The organism is Parahalioglobus pacificus, from assembly GCF_014652275.1.
GTDB lineage: Bacteria > Pseudomonadota > Gammaproteobacteria > Pseudomonadales > Halieaceae > Parahalioglobus > Parahalioglobus pacificus.
Genome location: NZ_BMYM01000001.1, coordinates 1,228,929 through 1,245,262, shown reverse-complemented (window position 1 = coordinate 1,245,262; position 16,334 = coordinate 1,228,929). Strand labels below are relative to the sequence as shown.

Sequence of the window (16,334 nt, the reverse complement as noted above, 5' to 3'; positions counted from 1 at the left end):
ATCCTTGTAGTCTCAAAAAGGTCGCGGGCTCAGGCAGCGTTGTCTGTAGCGTTCGCGGCAAAATCCTGCAGTAATTCTTCCACGAACTGCTGGCGTTTTGCTACATCTTCCAGCGATCGATTGATTTTCAGACGCGTAGGCCCCGCCAACTGATACGTCTTGGGGTCGCTCTGCACTTTTCGCACCAGGAACATCGGGTCGATCTGCGTGGACTCCCTGAATTCGACGGTCGCGCCCGCGGCGCCCACATCGATGCCTGCGATTCCAAGTCCATCCGCCAGTTGCCGCAATCTCGCCTGGGAGAACAAATTATTCACCTGCGACGGCAGCAGGCCAAAGCGATCGATCATTTCCACCTGGATGTCACGCAGCGCGGTCTCACCCTGTGCAGCGGCGATGCGCTTGTACAGGACAAGCCGACTATTGGTGTCGGGCAGGTAATCATCCGGGATCAACGCGGGTACATTGAGGTTGACCTCGGTGCCGGGATCCAGTGGCGCATCAACATCCGGAATGTCACCGCGGCGCAAAGCGTCCACCGCGCGGTTCAGCATGTCCATGTACAACGAGAAGCCCACACTGTGGATCTGGCCGCTCTGTTCATCGCCCAGCAACTCGCCAGCACCGCGAATCTCCAGGTCATGGGTTGCCAGCAGGTAGCCAGCACCGAGATCGCCTGCGGCTTCAATAGCCTCAAGCCGCTTAACTGCGTCGCCCGTCATTGCAGACTGTGGCGGACACAATAAGTAGGCGTAGGCCTGGTGGTGCGAGCGTCCCACACGTCCGCGAAGTTGATGCAGCTGAGCAAGACCAAAACGATCTGCGCGCTCGATGATGATGGTGTTGGCATTGGGGATGTCAATGCCGGTTTCAATGATGGTGGTGCACACCAGGATGTGATGGCGCTGGTGATAAAAAGCTGACATCACCTGCTCAAGCTCGGTCTCGCGCATCTGACCGTGGGCGACACCCACCGAGAGATCAGGCAGCAGCTCGCGCAGTTTCCGGGCTGTTTCCTCGATCGTCTTAACCTCATTGTGGAGAAAATACACTTGCCCGCCGCGCAGGGTTTCCCTCAGTACCGCCTCTTTGACCAGTGCAATGTTGTGTTCGCGAACAAAAGTCTTGATGGACAGACGCCTGGCCGGAGGCGTGGCGATAATAGACAGGTCTCTGAGACCGCCCAGTGCCATGTTCAGCGTGCGGGGAATGGGGGTTGCAGTGAGCGTCAGAATGTCGACCTCGGCACGCAGTGCCTTGATGGCTTCTTTCTGCTTAACCCCGAAACGATGCTCCTCATCGATCACGAGTAGTCCGAGATCGTTGAAGTTGAAGTCGCTTTGCAGCAGCTTATGGGTGCCCACCAGGATATCAATGTCACCCGTGCCCAGGCGGCGATTCACATCATTGATCTCTTTCGTGGTTTTGAACCGTGAGATCACATCGATGCTCACGGGCCAGTCCGCGAAGCGGTCGCAGAACGACTTGTAATGCTGCTGGGCGAGTAGGGTGGTAGGCACCAGAACAGCAACCTGCTTGCCCGCCTGAGCGGCAACGAAGGCGGCGCGCATCGCCACTTCTGTTTTGCCGAATCCCACGTCACCACAAACCAGCCTGTCCATGACGCCCGGGCCACGCATGTCGGCGATCACTGCATTGATCGCCGTCTCCTGATCTGGCGTTTCCTCGAAAGGAAAACCGGCGGCGAATCGCTCATAGGCGGTATCGTCCAGTGCAAAGGCATAGCCCTGTCTAGCTTCCCGGCGGGCGTAGACATCTAGCAGTTGAGCGGCGATGTCGCTCGCTTTCTCGCTGGCTTTGCGCCGTGCTTTTTCCCATTGCTCTGAGCCCAGTCTGTGCAAGGGTGCGAGGTTAGGGTCGCTACCGGCGTAACGGCTGATCAGGTGCAACGAGCCCACCGGGACATAAAGCTTGGCGCCCTCAGCATACTCCAGTGCCAGGAACTCGTTTTCCTCCCCATCGACCGACAGTGACTGCAGTCCTAGATAGCGGCCTACACCGTGTTCCAGGTGGACCACGGGAACGCCTTCGCGCAACTCATGCAAGTCACGGAAAACGGTGGTGCTATCGGTCGATTCCTCACGCTTGCGACGCCTGCGCTGCGCCACGCGTGCGCCAAACAGCTGCGATTCTGATACCAGAACCGGAGAGCCGTCGTCCGAGTAAATGCCACGGTCCAGGGGAGCTGTGGCGATAGCCAAGGCTTCGTCGGACGCCAGGAAGGATTGCCAGTTCTCGGTGCTGGCCGGGGTAAGGTCCTGGGCGGCAAGGCTTTCCAGAAGAATTTCCCGCCGACCCGCGGATTCGGCGACCAGCAGCACGCGCCCACTGTGGCTGTTCAAAAAGTCAGCGAAATGCTCGACCGCAGCACCTTCTCGCTCTCCGGACGAAAGGGTCGGCGGTGGCAGAAGGGCTGTGGTCAGGTGTGCAGGGGCTTCGCTATGGGTGCGCATCTCAAGCACTGAGTGCTCGCCCAGGCTGGCGTACAGGTCTTCGACCGGGATAAAACATCGCGCAGGTGGCAGCAGTGGCCTGCGCGGGTCAATGCCATATTCCTCGTGTCGATCACACACTTCCTGCCAGAACTTCCGCGCTGCATCGTAGTGGTCACCCAGGGTTGCAACGGCGGTGTTGTCGGGGAGGTAGTCGAACAGGTTGGCGCAGGTATCGAAGAACAGCGGCAGATAGTATTCGCAACCGCCTGGGACGCGCCCGGCTGACACTTCCGTGAAGGTGGGGCTGTTATCCGGATCTCCGTCGAAAGCTTCGTACCAGTTCATCTGGAAACGGCCCACGCCCTGGGTATTCAAGGGGAATTCGCGCGCGGGCAGCAGGCGAATCTCTTCGACACGATCAACAGTGCGCTGGGTTTCCGGGTCAAAGGTGCGCAGGGTGTCTACCTCATCGTCCAGCAGGTCGATTCTGTAGGGCAGGTCGCTGCCCATGGGGAATATATCCAGAAGCGCACCGCGAATAGCGAATTCCCCGTGTTCGTACACAGTGTCCACGTTGCGATAGCCATTGCGCTCTAGATTGCTACGGAAACTGTCTACTTTCAGGGTTTGCCCGGGCGCCACCAGTAAACTCGCACCGGCAACGTACTCCGTTGGTGCCAAGCGATGCATCAGGGTGGACACTGAGACGATGAGTACGCCGCTGCGCAGGGTAGGCAGCCTGTGGAACGTCTCCAGTCGCTCTGAAATGATGTCCTGATGGGGAGAAAAGTTGTCGTAGGGCAGGGTTTCCCAGTCAGGCAATGTGAGGATGTCGACGCCGTCGCCCAGGAAGAACGGCAATTCTCTTTCCAATCCGAGCGCGGCCGTGTTATCGGCTGTAATGACTAAAAGCAGCTGATCGCTGGAGGCAAGTTCCGCTATGCAGGCTGCGGGCGCAGCGCCGGGTAAGGGGCCAATAGCGGTTCGCGTGCCAGCTTTGGCGGGCCATGGAGATGAGGCGACGAGTTCCTTGAACATTCAGGGCAGCCTGATGAGAGCGCTAAAAATTGGAGCGCGATATTGTACGGGAGGGGCGCTGCGCCACCAACAATTACCCGCCGCGGTGCTTGCGGGGGCGCGGTCTTGATTGGATAATACGCGCCCCCTGAAACCACCCATTAAAGGTAGCCAGAGTGAACGAGCGCAAGCGGGAACGCCCCGACGATTACTTCAAGGACTGGAAAGAGCGCGAAGCGTTGGCCGAGGGCATGATCCCGCTCGTTGGTCGAATGGCCCGCGAGAGTAACGTAAAGTGCTACATCTACGGTCGTTCGCTGGTCAATCAGTCAGTACTGGAGATCATGAAAGCGCATCGCTATGTGCGCCAGGTCGAAGAGAACGAGCTGTCCGAATTCGAAACCTTCCCGGTCCTGCAGGCCCTGTCCGAGCTGAATCTCGGCCCCGCCCACATCGACGTGGGCCGCCTTGCCGTTAATTACTACGACAAGGGCGAAGGCTCAGGCATGAGCATTCAGGAGTATGTCGCTGCTGAAGTGGCCGATCTGGTGGGCGCCGGCGCCAAGCCAGTGGATGAGCCGGTGGATGTGGTGCTTTACGGCTTTGGCCGAATCGGTCGCCTGATGGCCCGAATCCTGATCGACAAAACCGACGGTGGTGATTGTCTCCGTCTGAAGGCGATTGTTGTTCGCAAGGGCAAAGCGCCCAACGATCTGGTGAAGCGCGCCAGCCTGCTGCGTCGCGACTCTGTTCACGGCGCCTTCGATGGCACCATTCGTGTCGACGAGGAGCGTCAGTCCTTTGTTGCCAACGGCAATGAGGTCAAGGTGATCTACGCTGATTCGCCTGACAGCATCGATTACAACGAGTACGGTATCAACAACGCGATTGTCATTGACAACACCGGTGTGTGGCGTGACGAGGCTGGCCTGTCCCTGCACCTGAAATCCAATGGTGTGAGCAAGGTTATCCTGACCGCGCCGGGCAAGGGCGATATGAAAAACGTCGTTGCCGGCATCAACAATGACATCATTGGTGCCAATGACACCATCATTTCGGCCGCATCTTGTACCACCAATGCTATTGTACCGCCGCTGAAGGCGCTGGACGATGAGTACGGTATTGTCACGGGGCACGTTGAGACGGTTCACGCGTTCACCAATGACCAGAACTTGATCGACAACTACCACAAGGCCGATCGCCGCGGTCGCAGTGCACCACTGAACATGGTGCTCACCGAGACCGGTGCTGCCAAGGCTGTTGCCAAGGTCCTGCCGCAGTTGGCCGGGAAGCTGACAGGCAACGCCATTCGTGTTCCAACGCCCAACGTCTCTATGGCCATCCTTAACATCACGCTGGGCCGCGAAACCACCAAAGAGGCGCTCAATGAGTACATGCGCAACATGGCGCTGCACTCAACCATGCGCAAGCAGATTGACTACTCGAACTCGCCTGAGGTGGTGTCGACGGACTTTGTGGGCTCACGCACGGCCTGTGTTTATGACGCGCAGGCGACTATCGTGAATGGCACCCAAGCCGTTGTTTACCTGTGGTACGACAATGAGTTTGGTTATAGCTGCCAGGTGCACCGCATACTGGAGCAAATGGCCGGTATTGCCTATGCGACCTACCCGAAAAAGGGCTAGGCCAGCGACTTCTTCGGCCGCCGTTCGGCGGCCGTCCTCTCTCGCTTTTCCCGCGTATCCTCAGTCCCGGCGCCGGCGGGGTTAACTGCGCACATTGTTTAACCTGTCGGCTGTGCAAAATCTGTTCTAAATCAATGATCTGTGTGTGTCAGGGGAGTGGCCTTTCCGGGTGCACATCTTGTATAATTCGCGCGGCCGAGATTTGGGGGCAGTGCGCGCGCGTGCTTGACTGCCTCGGGGCGCCGGTTACGTGGCTATGTTTGCCACGGCCACGCCGGTAAATCGTGACGGTTAACCCATATTTGCGAATATTCTGTAGGCAGATCGTATGATCAAAATTAAGCGGGGCATGGATATCCCTATCCAGGGCGCTCCGGAGCAGCGTATTGACTCAGCTCCAGCCGCCCGTACCGTGGCGGTGGTTGGCTTTGACTACATTGGCATGAAACCCACGATGGCAGTGGCCGAAGGCGACAGGGTTCGCCTGGGGCAGTTGCTGTTCGCCGATAAGAAGACGGAGGGTGTTCGTTATACAGCGCCCGCGTCTGGTGTGGTGTCAGCGATCAACCGTGGCGCCAAGCGAGTGCTGCAGTCGGTAGTGATTGAAGTGGATGGCGACGACGCCGAAGACTTTGGCGCTCACTCAGCCGAGCAGGCAAGGCAGCTTGATGCCGCTGCGATCAGGGATACGCTGGTGCAGAGCGGTCAGTGGACTGCATTGCGCACACGCCCCTTCAGCAAAGTGCCGGCGGCCGATGCCGAAGCCGCTGCGATTTTTATCACTGCCATTGACACGCAACCACTGGCGGCCGACCCCGCCTTGGCCATTGCCGAGCAAGGCGAGGCTTTCGCACTGGGGCAGGACCTGTTGGCCAAGCTAACCAACGGTAACGTCTTCCTGTGCACCGCACCGGCTGCGAACTTCCCCACGGGCCAGTCGGGCAATATCGAAACTGCCGAGTTCTCAGGTCCGCACCCGGCCGGCTTGCCCGGAACGCATGTTCACTTCCTGTTCGGAGCCAGCACGCAGCGCGTTGTTTGGACCATTGGCTATCAGGACGTCATTGCCATTGGTCGTCTGTTCCTCGACGGTAAGCTTTACACCGATCGAATCATTGCACTGGCGGGCCCGCAGGTGGAGAAGCCTCGGCTGCTGCGCACCCGCGTTGGTGCAGACCTACAGGCACTGTGTGCCGGTGAGGTCAAAGAGGGTGATAACAGAATCATCTCCGGCTCGGTTCTGGGCGGGCGCGGCGTACAGGCCCCTACCGCATACCTGGGCCGTTATCACAACCAGGTGTCGGTGTTGCTGGAAGGCCGCTATCGTGAATTCATGGGCTGGTTGTCACCCGGTGCCTCCAAGCACTCAAACCTGGGTATTTACCTGAGTAGCTGGTTCGGCAAGAAGCCGCTGGCAATGACAACCAACACCAATGGCAGTGAGCGTGCCATGGTGCCAGTGGGTAGCTACGAAACCATCATGCCACTGGATATTCTCCCCACCCAATTGCTGCGTTCCCTGATCGTAGGCGACACCGAAACTGCGCAAGCGTTGGGGTGTTTGGAGCTTGAAGAAGAAGATCTGGCGCTGTGCACCTATGTGTGCCCCGGCAAATACGAGTACGGGCCAATCCTCCGCGATAATCTGGCCCGCATTGAGAAAGAGGGCTAAGACATGGCATTGCGTAAGTACCTCGACAGTATCGAGCACAACTTCCAGGAAGGTGGACGTTTCCAGAGCTGGTACGCTCTGTATGAAGCGGTAGATACCATTTTCTACTCCCCCAATCATGTGACGCGTTCTACCGCACACGTGCGCGACGGTGTAGACCTGAAACGCATCATGATCACCGTCTGGATGGCGACTTTCCCTGCCATGTTCTACGGCATGTACAACCTCGGCTTTCAGGCCAATGACATTCTGGCCGTGAGCGGTGGCGGAATAGATGGCTGGCGCGGCACCATGATCGAAGCGTTCGGTGGGTACGATGCCAGTAATGTCTGGCATTGTCTGTGGTTTGGCGCGCTGTTCTTCCTCCCTATCTACGCCACGACGTTCATCGTAGGTGGGTTTTGGGAAGTCCTGTTTGCGATGAAGCGCGGGCACGAGGTTAACGAAGGTTTCTTCGTCACTTCGATTCTCTTTGCCTTAACCTGCCCGCCGGATCTGCCGCTGTGGCAGGCCGCACTGGGTATTAGCTTTGGTGTGGTGATCGGTAAAGAAGTGTTTGGCGGAACCGGTAAAAACTTCCTCAACCCGGCACTTACCGGTCGAGCTTTCCTCTATTTTGCCTACCCGGCGCAGTTGTCCGGCGACGCTGTCTGGACCGCTGTTGACGGGTACACAGGCGCCACCGCACTGAGCGTAGTTGCCTCTCAGGGCATGGAAGGTCTGCAGGCCACCTTTAGCTGGACCCAGGCCTTCATAGGCGCGGTACCAGGTTCCATTGGCGAAACATCGACACTGGCGATTTTCATCGGCGGTGCGGTGTTGCTAGCAACACGGATCGCATCCTGGCGGATTGTGGGCGGTGTGTTCCTGGGAATGGTGCTGCTGTCCTCCCTGTTTAACCTGATTGGCTCAGACAGCAACCCGGCCTTCAGCATGCCCTGGTATTGGCATCTGGTAACGGGTGGTTTCGCCTTCGGCATGATCTTTATGGCCACAGACCCTGTGTCAGCGGCGATGACCAATGGCGGTAAGTGGGCCTACGGCATCTTGATCGGTGTGATGGCCGTGCTGATCCGAGTGGTGAACCCGGCCTTCCCCGAGGGCATCATGCTCGCCATCCTGTTCGCCAACCTGTTTGCACCGTTGTTTGACCACTTCGTGGTTCAGGCCAACATCAAGCGGAGACTCGCTCGTGTCTAGTAATGACAGTATTAAGAAAATCCTGACGGTCGCCTTTGCGCTATGCATTGTGTGCTCCGTCATCGTGTCTACTGCTGCGGTGATTTTGAAACCGCAGCAGCAGGCCAACCAGGAGCTGGACCGTAAACGGAACATCCTCGCAGCTGCAGGCATGTTGCAGGAAGGCGCCAGTGTTGATGAGCAGTTCGCGCAAATTGATACGCGCGTAGTAGACCTGCGCACGGGCCGTTTCAGCACCGATGTGGATGCGACCAGTTACAACCAGCGCGCCGCGGCTAAAGATGGTTCAATGTCCGATGCACTGCCTTCGGATAATGACCCCGCCAAGATTATCCGCCGCGAGCACTACGCGTTGGTATACCTGGCGTCTACTGCCGATGGGGGTATCGATAAGATTATCCTGCCTGTTCACGGCTACGGCCTCTGGGGCCAGCTCTACGGCTTTATCGCCCTGGAATCAGATGCGAATACGGTAGCAGGTCTTGGCTTCTACGAGCACAAAGAAACCCCGGGGCTCGGCGGTGAGGTCGACAACCCTCGCTGGAAGAGCCTGTGGCCAGGCAAACAGGTCTACAACAACGGGGAAGTGGCGCTGCGTGTTCTGAAAGGCACAGTAGATCCACAAGCGGCTGATGCTAGCTATCAGGTTGACGGTTTAGCGGGAGCGACCTTAACCACGCGCGGTGTCAGCAACCTGGTGCAGTATTGGCTGGGTGAGAACGGCTTTGAGCCGTTCCTACAGAATCTGAAGACGGGGGACGCCTGATCATGGAAGGCATAAAGGAAACCCTCACGGGTCCTATTTTCAAGAACAACCCCATCGCACTGCAGATCCTGGGTATCTGCTCTGCGCTGGCGGTGACCACCTCCTTAAAGGTGACCTTGGTGATGTGCGTAGCGCTGACAGCGGTATGTGCGTTTTCCAACCTATCGATCTCGCTGATCCGTAATCATATTCCCGGCAGCATCCGGATCATCGTGCAGATGACCATTATCGCCTCCCTGGTGATACTGGTGGATGAACTGCTGAAGGCGGTGGCGTACGACATCAGCAAGCAGTTGTCGGTGTTTGTTGGCCTGATCATTACAAACTGTATCGTTATGGGCCGCGCAGAAGCATTCGCGATGAAGAATGCACCGGGGCCAAGCTTCATGGACGGTATCGGCAATGGTCTGGGATATTCCGTGGTGCTGATCTTCGTTGCCGTATGCCGTGAACTGTTCGGTGCTGGCAAGCTGCTCGGCTTCGAGATCTTGCCGCTGGTGACTGAGGGTGGCTGGTACAACCCGAACGGTTTGTTGCTGCTGTCACCCAGCGCATTCTTCCTTATCGGTTTGTTCATCTGGGCCCTTCGTAGCGTCAATAAAGATCAGGCTGAAGCCCCTGACTTCAAGATGGCGCCTCATAAAACTGCGGAGGAGGGTGCCTGATGGAGTACTACCTGAGCATATTTATCCGGTCGATTTTCATTGAGAACATGGCGCTGTCCATGTTCCTGGGGATGTGTACCTTCCTTGCAGTGTCCAAGAAGGTGCAGGCCGCCTTCGGTCTGGGCGTTGCGGTTGTTGTGGTACTGACGATCACCGTTCCCGTTAACAACATCATCTACAACTACCTGCTCGCGGATGGCGCGTTGGCCTGGGCCGGGTTGCCCGATCTGGATCTCAGCTTCCTGGGTCTGTTGTCGTATATTGGTGTTATCGCGGCCCTGGTGCAGATTCTGGAGATGTTCCTCGACAAGTACGTGCCTGCGCTCTACAGCGCGCTGGGTGTGTTCCTGCCGCTGATTACAGTGAACTGCGCCATCCTCGGTGCGTCGCTGCAGATGGTGGAGCGGGAGCTCAACCTGGCCGAGAGCGCCGTGTTCGGCGCCGGCGCCGGCGTGGGCTGGGCGCTGGCCATTGTCGCCCTGGCTGGCATTCGGGAAAAGATGAAGTACAGCGATGTGCCCGATGGCTTGCAGGGCCTGGGCATTACCTTTATCACTGTGGGTTTGATGTCGTTGGGCTTCATGTCCTTCGGCGGAATTGATATCTAAGCGGGTCACTGACTTATGGATATGACGATTGTTTTTGGCGTTGGCATGTTTACCGCCATCGTTCTTGCACTGGTATTGGTGATTCTCTTCGCCCGTACCAAGCTTGTAAGCAGCGGTGACGTAAGTATCGAGATCAACGGTGAAAAAACGATTACCGTACCGGCGGGCGGCAAACTGCTGCAAACACTGTCGGAATCTAACATCTTCCTGGCCTCCGCCTGCGGTGGCGGTGGTACCTGCGCACAGTGCAAGTGCGTGGTGTCCGAGGGCGGTGGCTCTATGCTTCCCACTGAGGAATCCCATTTCACCCGTCGTGAGGCGAACGAGGGCTGGCGCCTGAGCTGCCAGACTGCCGTGAAACAGGATATGAAGATCGAAGTGCCCGAAGAAGTCTTCGGTGTGAAGCAGTGGGAGTGCACCGTGGTGTCCAACCCCAATGTAGCGACCTTCATTAAAGAGCTTACACTGGCCCTGCCCGAGGGCGAATCTGTGGACTTCCGTGCCGGTGGTTACGTTCAGTTGGAATGCCCACCGCATCACGTGAAATACGCCGACTTCGACGTCGAAGAAGAGTATCGCGGTGACTGGGAGCGCTTTGGATTCTTCAAGATGGAGTCCATCGTTAAGGAGCCGGTTATCCGTGCCTACTCCATGGCGAACTACCCGGAAGAAAAGGGTATTGTGAAGTTCAATATCCGTATCGCCACCCCGCCTCCGGGTAGTGAAGGAATTCCTGCCGGTGAAATGTCGTCCTGGGTGTTTAATCTGAAGCCCGGCGATAAGGTGACGGTTTACGGTCCCTTTGGTGAGTTCTTCGCCAAGGAAACCGAAGCGGAAATGGTATTCATCGGTGGTGGTGCTGGTATGGCGCCCATGCGTTCGCACCTGTTTGATCAGCTCAAGCGCATCAACTCAAAGCGTAAGATCAGCTTCTGGTACGGCGCGCGTTCATTGCGCGAGATGTTCTACGAAGATGAGTACGATCAACTGGCAGCAGAGAACGAGAACTTCGACTGGCACGTGGCCCTGTCTGACCCCCAGCCTGAGGATAACTGGGAAGGGCTGACAGGGTTCATTCATAACGTACTGTATGAAGAGTATCTGAAGGACCATCCGGCGCCGGAAGACTGTGAGTACTACATGTGTGGGCCGCCCATGATGAACGCGGCTGTCATCCAGATGCTCACCGATCTGGGTGTGGAACCGGAGAACATCCTGCTCGATGACTTCGGTGGATAAACGCAAAAGCCACTCAATTGAGTGGCTTTTTTTTGCAGTCTGCATCGGTGTCATGCTGCTGTCGGGCTGTGCCCGTGAGCAGGCGCCGGTCACCCTGAGTGGTGCGACCATGGGTACCACCTGGCAGGTGACCTACGTCCCTGAGGACGCGAGTGCCACACCGCGGGAACTACAGTCGGCGATTGAAGATGAACTGGAAGCCGTTAACGCGGCGATGTCGACCTACCGTATTGATGCTGAGATAACGGCTTTTAACGCACTGGGCGCCAATCAACCTATGGCCGTGTCGCAGGGCTTTGCCGCAGTGATGGCTGCGGCCTTGTCTATTGGTGAACACTCTAAGGGCGCGTATGACGTGACCGTCGGCCCCTTGGTGCGCCTTTGGGGGTTTGGCCCGGACGGAGCGGTGCACGACAAGCCGGATGATGCGCAGCTTCAGGAAGCGCTAGCGACGGTGGGGCAGGGAGCACTCTCGCTGACTGCCGCAGGTGAGTTGGTGAAGGCTGAGCCCAGGGAAGTCGACCTATCTTCGATTGCAAAAGGGTATGGTATCGATCGTCTGGCGGAAACTATTGCGTCCTCGGGCGTGTCCAACTACCTGGTAGAAATCGGTGGTGAACTCCGGGTGGCAGGTAATAGTCCCCGGGGTGATGCGTGGCGGCTAGCAATTGAGCAGCCGGATGCTGGACGGCGGGCAGCGGCTGCTGCTGTTTCCATGAACGAGGGTGCGATTGCGACATCCGGGGATTACCGCAACTACTTCGAGGTCGACGGTGTCAGGTATTCGCACACTATTGACCCCCGAACAGGCTATCCGGTGCGTCACGATCTGGCTTCTGTAACCGTGATACACAGCAGCGCAATGATGGCTGATGGGTGGGCCACGGCGTTGTTGGCACTGGGTATGCCGGACGCAATGAACGTGGCGAACGCACAGGGCTTGGCGGTATATTTGATTCAACAGCAGGATGACCAATGGGTGACGAGTTACAGCGAGGCGTTTAACGCCTATCTCGCCCCCCTTGGCGACCAATAGAGGAGCAGGGTATGACCTTGTTTATTATGAGCTTTCTGGTGATGGCGGTGATCTTTGCGGGTATGGCCATTGGCGTGATTATGGGTCGCGAGCCAATAAAAGGTTCCTGTGGTGGTATTGGCGCCCTGGGTATCAATCAGAATTGCGAAATCTGTGGCGGTGATCCCCAGCGCTGCGATGAAGAGACACGCGAAGGAGAAGTCGGCAAGGCCAATCCGAACCTCTACTACCAAGCTGACAAAGAGTAAGGGCATCCCCTGTCCCTCACCGGTAACTACGCGGCCTTTATAGGCTTTCGCTACAGCTTCAGTCGCAAGCGAAACCGTTTTACCGCGCTCATTGCCCTCATATCCATGCTGGGAATGGTGCTGGGCGTTGCCAGCCTCATCACGGTTTTGTCGGTGATGAATGGGTTCTCGGGTGAGCTGCGACAGCGCATACTCACACTGGTTCCTCACGGTACTGTCACCGCTGAGCAGGGTCAGTTGATGCAGTGGGAGCCGCTTGCGGCCCAGCTCGCTGCGCAAGAAGGGGTGATAGCTGTTGCCCCGTACATTTCTGAGAAGGCAATACTTGCCAGCGACCGTCTGCTGCGCGGTGCTCAGCTGACGGCCATTGATCCGGCGCGCTCCCAGGCGATCGTGGATCTGAACGAGGTGCTAGTAGCGGGCGACGCCTTGGCGCTGGAACAAACCCCTTTTTCTGTGGCTCTCGGTGTTTCCTTGGCCCGCCTGCTCGGTGTTCGGCCCGGAGATACGGTGGAAGTGACCGTACCGCGACTCACTGTGACACCGCTTGGCGTGTTCCCGCGGACAAAGCGTTTGACCGTGGTTGGGTTGTTTGAGATTGGCGCCCAGGCGGACACGGTGCAGGCCTACGTATCACTGCAGACCGGCGAGCGTTTGCTGGGAGCTGTCGATGGCGTGACCGGACTTCAGCTGCAAACGGTGAACCTGGATGATGCACCAGAGATAGTCGCGCGACTTCAGCAAAGTCTACCGGACGGACTGGTGGCGCTCGACTGGAGTCAGAGCCAGGGCTCGCTGTTTCGTGCTGTAAAGATGGAAAAGATCATGGTCGGTGTATTGCTACTCAGCGTTGTCGCGGTCGCAGCATTTAACATTGTTTCAACCCTGGTTATGTCCGTCGCCGAGAAACGGCGTGATATCGCTGTGCTGCGCACCATGGGTGCTCGAGCCTCGGGAGTTATGTCAATTTTTGTGGCCCATGGTCTGGCACTTGCTCTGGTGGGTGTCAGTGTGGGTGCTGTTCTGGGCGTGATGCTGGCGCTGTATATCGCGCCGCTGACTGCCTTCACTGAGAGCGCTCTTGGTATGAAGCTATTCGATCCCAGCGTTTATTTCATCAGCGAGCTGCCGTCGGTACTGATGTGGTCCGATGTGCTGATCATTGTGATTGCTTCATTGAGCCTAGCGTTTCTTGCCACACTTTACCCGGCATGGCGCGCAGCCCGCGTCGCACCAGCAGAGGTTTTACGCTATGAGTGAAGTTGTCCTGCGGTGCAGCTCGTTAGGCAAGCACTACAGCGATGGTGAGGATGCGGTGCAGGTTCTTAAGGGACTGGACCTCAGTCTGCACGCGGGTGAGAAGATCGCCATTGTTGGCGCATCAGGTAGCGGCAAATCAACCCTTCTGAATCTGTTGGGTGGTCTGGACGCGCCTTCTGAGGGCACAGTTGAGCTCTCTGGGCAGGATTTGAACCAGTTGGATGAGGCTGCACTGTGTGGCTGGCGTAACCAGCGGTTGGGCTTCGTTTACCAGTTTCATCACCTCCTGGGAGAATTCGACGCGGTTGAAAATGTCGCCATGCCGTTATTGATTGCCGGCACTTCGAGAAAAAGCGCTCAGGAAAAGGCCGCCTTGTTGTTGCAGCGGGTGGGACTGGCGCATCGTATGAAGCACCGCCCGGGTCAGCTGTCCGGCGGTGAACGTCAGCGTGTGGCGATTGCGCGAGCATTGGTGAACGAGCCCGCTTGTGTACTGATGGACGAACCAACTGGCAATCTGGATCCTCACTCCGCTGGGCAAGTGTTGGCGCTGATCGACGAACTGGGTGAGGCCGACGCGAGCTTTGTTATTGTCACTCACGATGCGCATATTGCATCTCGCATGCACCGGGTGCTCACTCTGGCGGGCGGGACATTGGTGGATAGCGCCGCGTGAACGCGGGGGAGCGCATCGCTATTGCAGCGCGCTACACCTTTGTTGGTGGCGGTGCGCGGCTCAGCGGGTTTCTGTCGTCGTTATCGATCCTTGGATTGATTCTGGCAATAGCACTGCTGATTACCGTGCTTTCCGTGATGAATGGCTTCGACCGGGAAATGCGTCAGCGCATTCTTTCCCTGGTGCCACACGTTACCCTCCATGCGTATGACGGCGCTGATCCCGATAGCCCGATTGCCGCAAGCATTCTCGAGCATCCCGAGGTCAGTGCCTTGCAGTCTTTCACGGCCTTCGACGCCTTGTTTATGCGTGGTGCTGTGATTGAAACAGCACGAGGCATCGGCTTGGGTGACTATCAAGCAAGCGGGGCAACTGCATCGGACTCTCCCATGCTGGCGACCTTACCCGCGGAAACCCGGCGTCGATTCTCGGATGATCCCCGGGGTTTGATTCTCGGCTCGGGCATTGCTGAACGCTTGCAGGCCGTGCCTGGAGACAAGCTGACCCTGGTTGTGCCCGAGTTGGGTGGCTCGGCATCGCCCAGGCGCAGTAAGTTTGAGACCGTGACGCTCCACGGGCTGTTGAATACCCAGACCGAACTAGACCAGGTAACGGCCATTGTGCCGCTGGCAATGGCCTCGCAGCTCGCGGGCCTTGGCGATTCAGTCAGCGGTTTTCAACTCGCTACTACCGACCTGTTTGAGGCCAGCCGCGTTGGCTGGGAACTCACTGCCGCGCTGCCACCGCAATACTACGTCACCAACTGGACAATGACGCACGGTAATCTCTATGCCGCTGTGCAACTATCCCGCGACCTGGTGACGATACTATTGCTCTCAGTGATAGCTGTTGCCGCATTCAACGTGGTGTCGTCGCTGGTGCTCGTGGTGTTTGACAAGCGTGGTGATATCGCAATTCTCAGAACGCTGGGGGCCAAGCCTACCGATGTGGCGAAAATATTTCTCTGGCAAGGTGCCATGATTGGCATTGTGGGTGTGATTTTAGGTGCGCTGTCTGGTGTTCTACTCAGTCTCGCAGTTCCTTCACTGGTGGACATGCTGGAGACCGTGCTTGGTATCCAATTCTTGAGCACGGATGTCTACCCGGTGTCCTTCATACCGGTAGAGATTTTGCCTTCAGACGTCATCTTGGTGGCAGTCGTGTCGTTCGTTCTTTGCCTGCTGTCAGCCCTGTACCCGGCTCGACGCGCAGCAAGATTGGCACCTGCGACGGTGCTGCACGAGCGCAGCACTTAGCTCTCTGTATCCACCGAGGCGTTTGTTGACGCCTGAGCACGTCGGCGTTTCCTGGCGCGCCAGTGCCGCGCAACGCGCCACCGCCACAGGATCGATATGACGAAGTAGCCCATAGAGCCAAAGAACAGGCCTGCGAGCAGACAGCCCAGCAAGAAGGGCTGCCAAACGGCGCCCAGGCTGTGCGTCAGCCATTCCCAACTCAGCGCAAACTTTATGTCTTGTACCGGAGCGTCCACCAGCAATGCGCCGATGCGGTACGACAGGTAGAAAATCGGGCCCATGGTAACCGGGTTGGTGATCCAAACCAGCCCAACTGACAGGGGCAGATTGCAGCGCAACTGCACGGCCAACAGGGCGGCCAATACCATTTGTCCGGGGATGGGCATGAACGCCGTAAACAGCCCCACAAAAAATGCCATCGAGGCCGAGTAGCGATTGATGTGCCAAAGATTGGGCTCATAAATCCAGTCACCCAGAACACGTAGCGCCGTGATACTTCGAAGGCGAGCGGGGCTGGGAGCAAATTGTTTAAGCGTTTTCTTGGGCATGTGAACCGGTCGAATCGGATGTTCTAGCCAGGTGCTGTGAG

14 protein-coding genes are annotated in these 16,334 nt (G+C 57.5%); 12 read left to right on the top strand and 2 right to left on the bottom strand.

Annotated elements, in window-relative coordinates; all coding sequences use genetic code 11:
* Window positions 1–29: 29 nt before the first annotated feature.
* Entirely contained in the window at window positions 30–3,494 is a 3,465-nt protein-coding gene (mfd, locus tag IE089_RS05750) for a transcription-repair coupling factor (RefSeq protein WP_189476054.1), read from the bottom strand.
* 155 nt (window positions 3,495–3,649) lie between these two features.
* Here mfd and IE089_RS05745 point away from each other — a divergent pair, with 155 nt between their 5' ends.
* From IE089_RS05745 to IE089_RS05690, 12 genes are all read left to right on the top strand, one after another.
* On the top strand, window positions 3,650–5,119 hold the full coding sequence (locus tag IE089_RS05745; protein WP_189476051.1) for a glyceraldehyde-3-phosphate dehydrogenase: 1,470 nt from the start codon (window positions 3,650–3,652) through the stop codon (window positions 5,117–5,119).
* A 328-nt stretch (window positions 5,120–5,447) separates the two neighbouring features.
* Entirely contained in the window at window positions 5,448–6,791 is a 1,344-nt protein-coding gene (locus tag IE089_RS05740; RefSeq protein ID WP_189476048.1) for a Na(+)-translocating NADH-quinone reductase subunit A, read from the top strand.
* Between the two features lie 3 nt (window positions 6,792–6,794).
* The gene (locus IE089_RS05735; protein ID WP_189476044.1) at window positions 6,795–7,991 is read left to right on the top strand and encodes an NADH:ubiquinone reductase (Na(+)-transporting) subunit B; all 1,197 of its coding nucleotides are present in this window, start codon (window positions 6,795–6,797) and stop codon (window positions 7,989–7,991) included.
* Window positions 7,984–8,757, top strand: a complete 774-nt coding sequence (locus IE089_RS05730; RefSeq protein WP_189476040.1) for a Na(+)-translocating NADH-quinone reductase subunit C — start codon at window positions 7,984–7,986, stop codon at window positions 8,755–8,757. Before IE089_RS05735 ends, IE089_RS05730 begins: the two co-directional genes overlap by 8 nt.
* Window positions 8,758–8,759: 2 nt before the next feature.
* The gene (locus IE089_RS05725; RefSeq protein WP_189476036.1) at window positions 8,760–9,422 is read left to right on the top strand and encodes an NADH:ubiquinone reductase (Na(+)-transporting) subunit D; all 663 of its coding nucleotides are present in this window, start codon (window positions 8,760–8,762) and stop codon (window positions 9,420–9,422) included.
* Entirely contained in the window at window positions 9,422–10,030 is a 609-nt protein-coding gene (nqrE, locus tag IE089_RS05720) for an NADH:ubiquinone reductase (Na(+)-transporting) subunit E (protein WP_189476033.1), read from the top strand. Before IE089_RS05725 ends, nqrE begins: the two co-directional genes overlap by 1 nt.
* Before the next feature lie 15 nt (window positions 10,031–10,045).
* Complete coding sequence (gene nqrF / locus IE089_RS05715) at window positions 10,046–11,269, top strand: NADH:ubiquinone reductase (Na(+)-transporting) subunit F (protein WP_189476030.1); 1,224 nt, start codon at window positions 10,046–10,048, stop codon at window positions 11,267–11,269.
* Window positions 11,253–12,305 carry an FAD:protein FMN transferase gene (locus IE089_RS05710; RefSeq protein ID WP_189476027.1) on the top strand — a complete coding sequence of 351 codons (1,053 nt, stop codon included), beginning with the start codon at window positions 11,253–11,255 and terminating at the stop codon, window positions 12,303–12,305. The genes nqrF and IE089_RS05710 overlap by 17 nt, the downstream gene beginning before the upstream one ends.
* Before the next feature lie 11 nt (window positions 12,306–12,316).
* Window positions 12,317–12,553 carry a (Na+)-NQR maturation NqrM gene (gene nqrM, locus IE089_RS05705; protein ID WP_189476023.1) on the top strand — a complete coding sequence of 79 codons (237 nt, stop codon included), beginning with the start codon at window positions 12,317–12,319 and terminating at the stop codon, window positions 12,551–12,553.
* Window positions 12,554–12,562: 9 nt separating this feature from the next.
* The gene (locus tag IE089_RS05700; RefSeq protein WP_229802684.1) at window positions 12,563–13,813 is read left to right on the top strand and encodes a lipoprotein-releasing ABC transporter permease subunit; all 1,251 of its coding nucleotides are present in this window, start codon (window positions 12,563–12,565) and stop codon (window positions 13,811–13,813) included.
* Window positions 13,806–14,489: an ABC transporter ATP-binding protein gene (locus IE089_RS05695; RefSeq protein ID WP_189476020.1), complete on the top strand. Its 684-nt coding sequence runs from the start codon at window positions 13,806–13,808 to the stop codon at window positions 14,487–14,489. The genes IE089_RS05700 and IE089_RS05695 overlap by 8 nt, the downstream gene beginning before the upstream one ends.
* The gene (locus IE089_RS05690) at window positions 14,486–15,745 is read left to right on the top strand and encodes an FtsX-like permease family protein (RefSeq protein ID WP_189476017.1); all 1,260 of its coding nucleotides are present in this window, start codon (window positions 14,486–14,488) and stop codon (window positions 15,743–15,745) included. The genes IE089_RS05695 and IE089_RS05690 overlap by 4 nt, the downstream gene beginning before the upstream one ends.
* Here IE089_RS05690 and IE089_RS05685 read toward each other — a convergent pair.
* Window positions 15,742–16,293 carry a DUF2062 domain-containing protein gene (locus tag IE089_RS05685; protein WP_189476014.1) on the bottom strand — a complete coding sequence of 184 codons (552 nt, stop codon included), beginning with the start codon at window positions 16,291–16,293 and terminating at the stop codon, window positions 15,742–15,744. The genes IE089_RS05690 and IE089_RS05685 overlap by 4 nt on opposite strands.
* Window positions 16,294–16,334: the final 41 nt, after the last annotated feature.

Bases quoted from the DNA above. Each gene is read 5' to 3' on its own strand.
- mfd (WP_189476054.1), bottom strand. From the start codon at position 3,494: ATGTTCAAGGAACTCGTCGCCTCATCTCCATGGCCCGCCAAAGCTGGC.
- IE089_RS05740 (WP_189476048.1), top strand. From the start codon at position 5,448: ATGATCAAAATTAAGCGGGGCATGGATATCCCTATCCAGGGCGCTCCG.
- IE089_RS05735 (WP_189476044.1), top strand. From the start codon at position 6,795: ATGGCATTGCGTAAGTACCTCGACAGTATCGAGCACAACTTCCAGGAA.
- IE089_RS05725 (WP_189476036.1), top strand. From the start codon at position 8,760: ATGGAAGGCATAAAGGAAACCCTCACGGGTCCTATTTTCAAGAACAAC.
- nqrE (WP_189476033.1), top strand. From the start codon at position 9,422: ATGGAGTACTACCTGAGCATATTTATCCGGTCGATTTTCATTGAGAAC.
- nqrF (WP_189476030.1), top strand. From the start codon at position 10,046: ATGGATATGACGATTGTTTTTGGCGTTGGCATGTTTACCGCCATCGTT.
- IE089_RS05710 (WP_189476027.1), top strand. From the start codon at position 11,253: ATGACTTCGGTGGATAAACGCAAAAGCCACTCAATTGAGTGGCTTTTT.
- nqrM (WP_189476023.1), top strand. From the start codon at position 12,317: ATGACCTTGTTTATTATGAGCTTTCTGGTGATGGCGGTGATCTTTGCG.
- IE089_RS05695 (WP_189476020.1), top strand. From the start codon at position 13,806: ATGAGTGAAGTTGTCCTGCGGTGCAGCTCGTTAGGCAAGCACTACAGC.
- IE089_RS05685 (WP_189476014.1), bottom strand. From the start codon at position 16,293: ATGCCCAAGAAAACGCTTAAACAATTTGCTCCCAGCCCCGCTCGCCTT.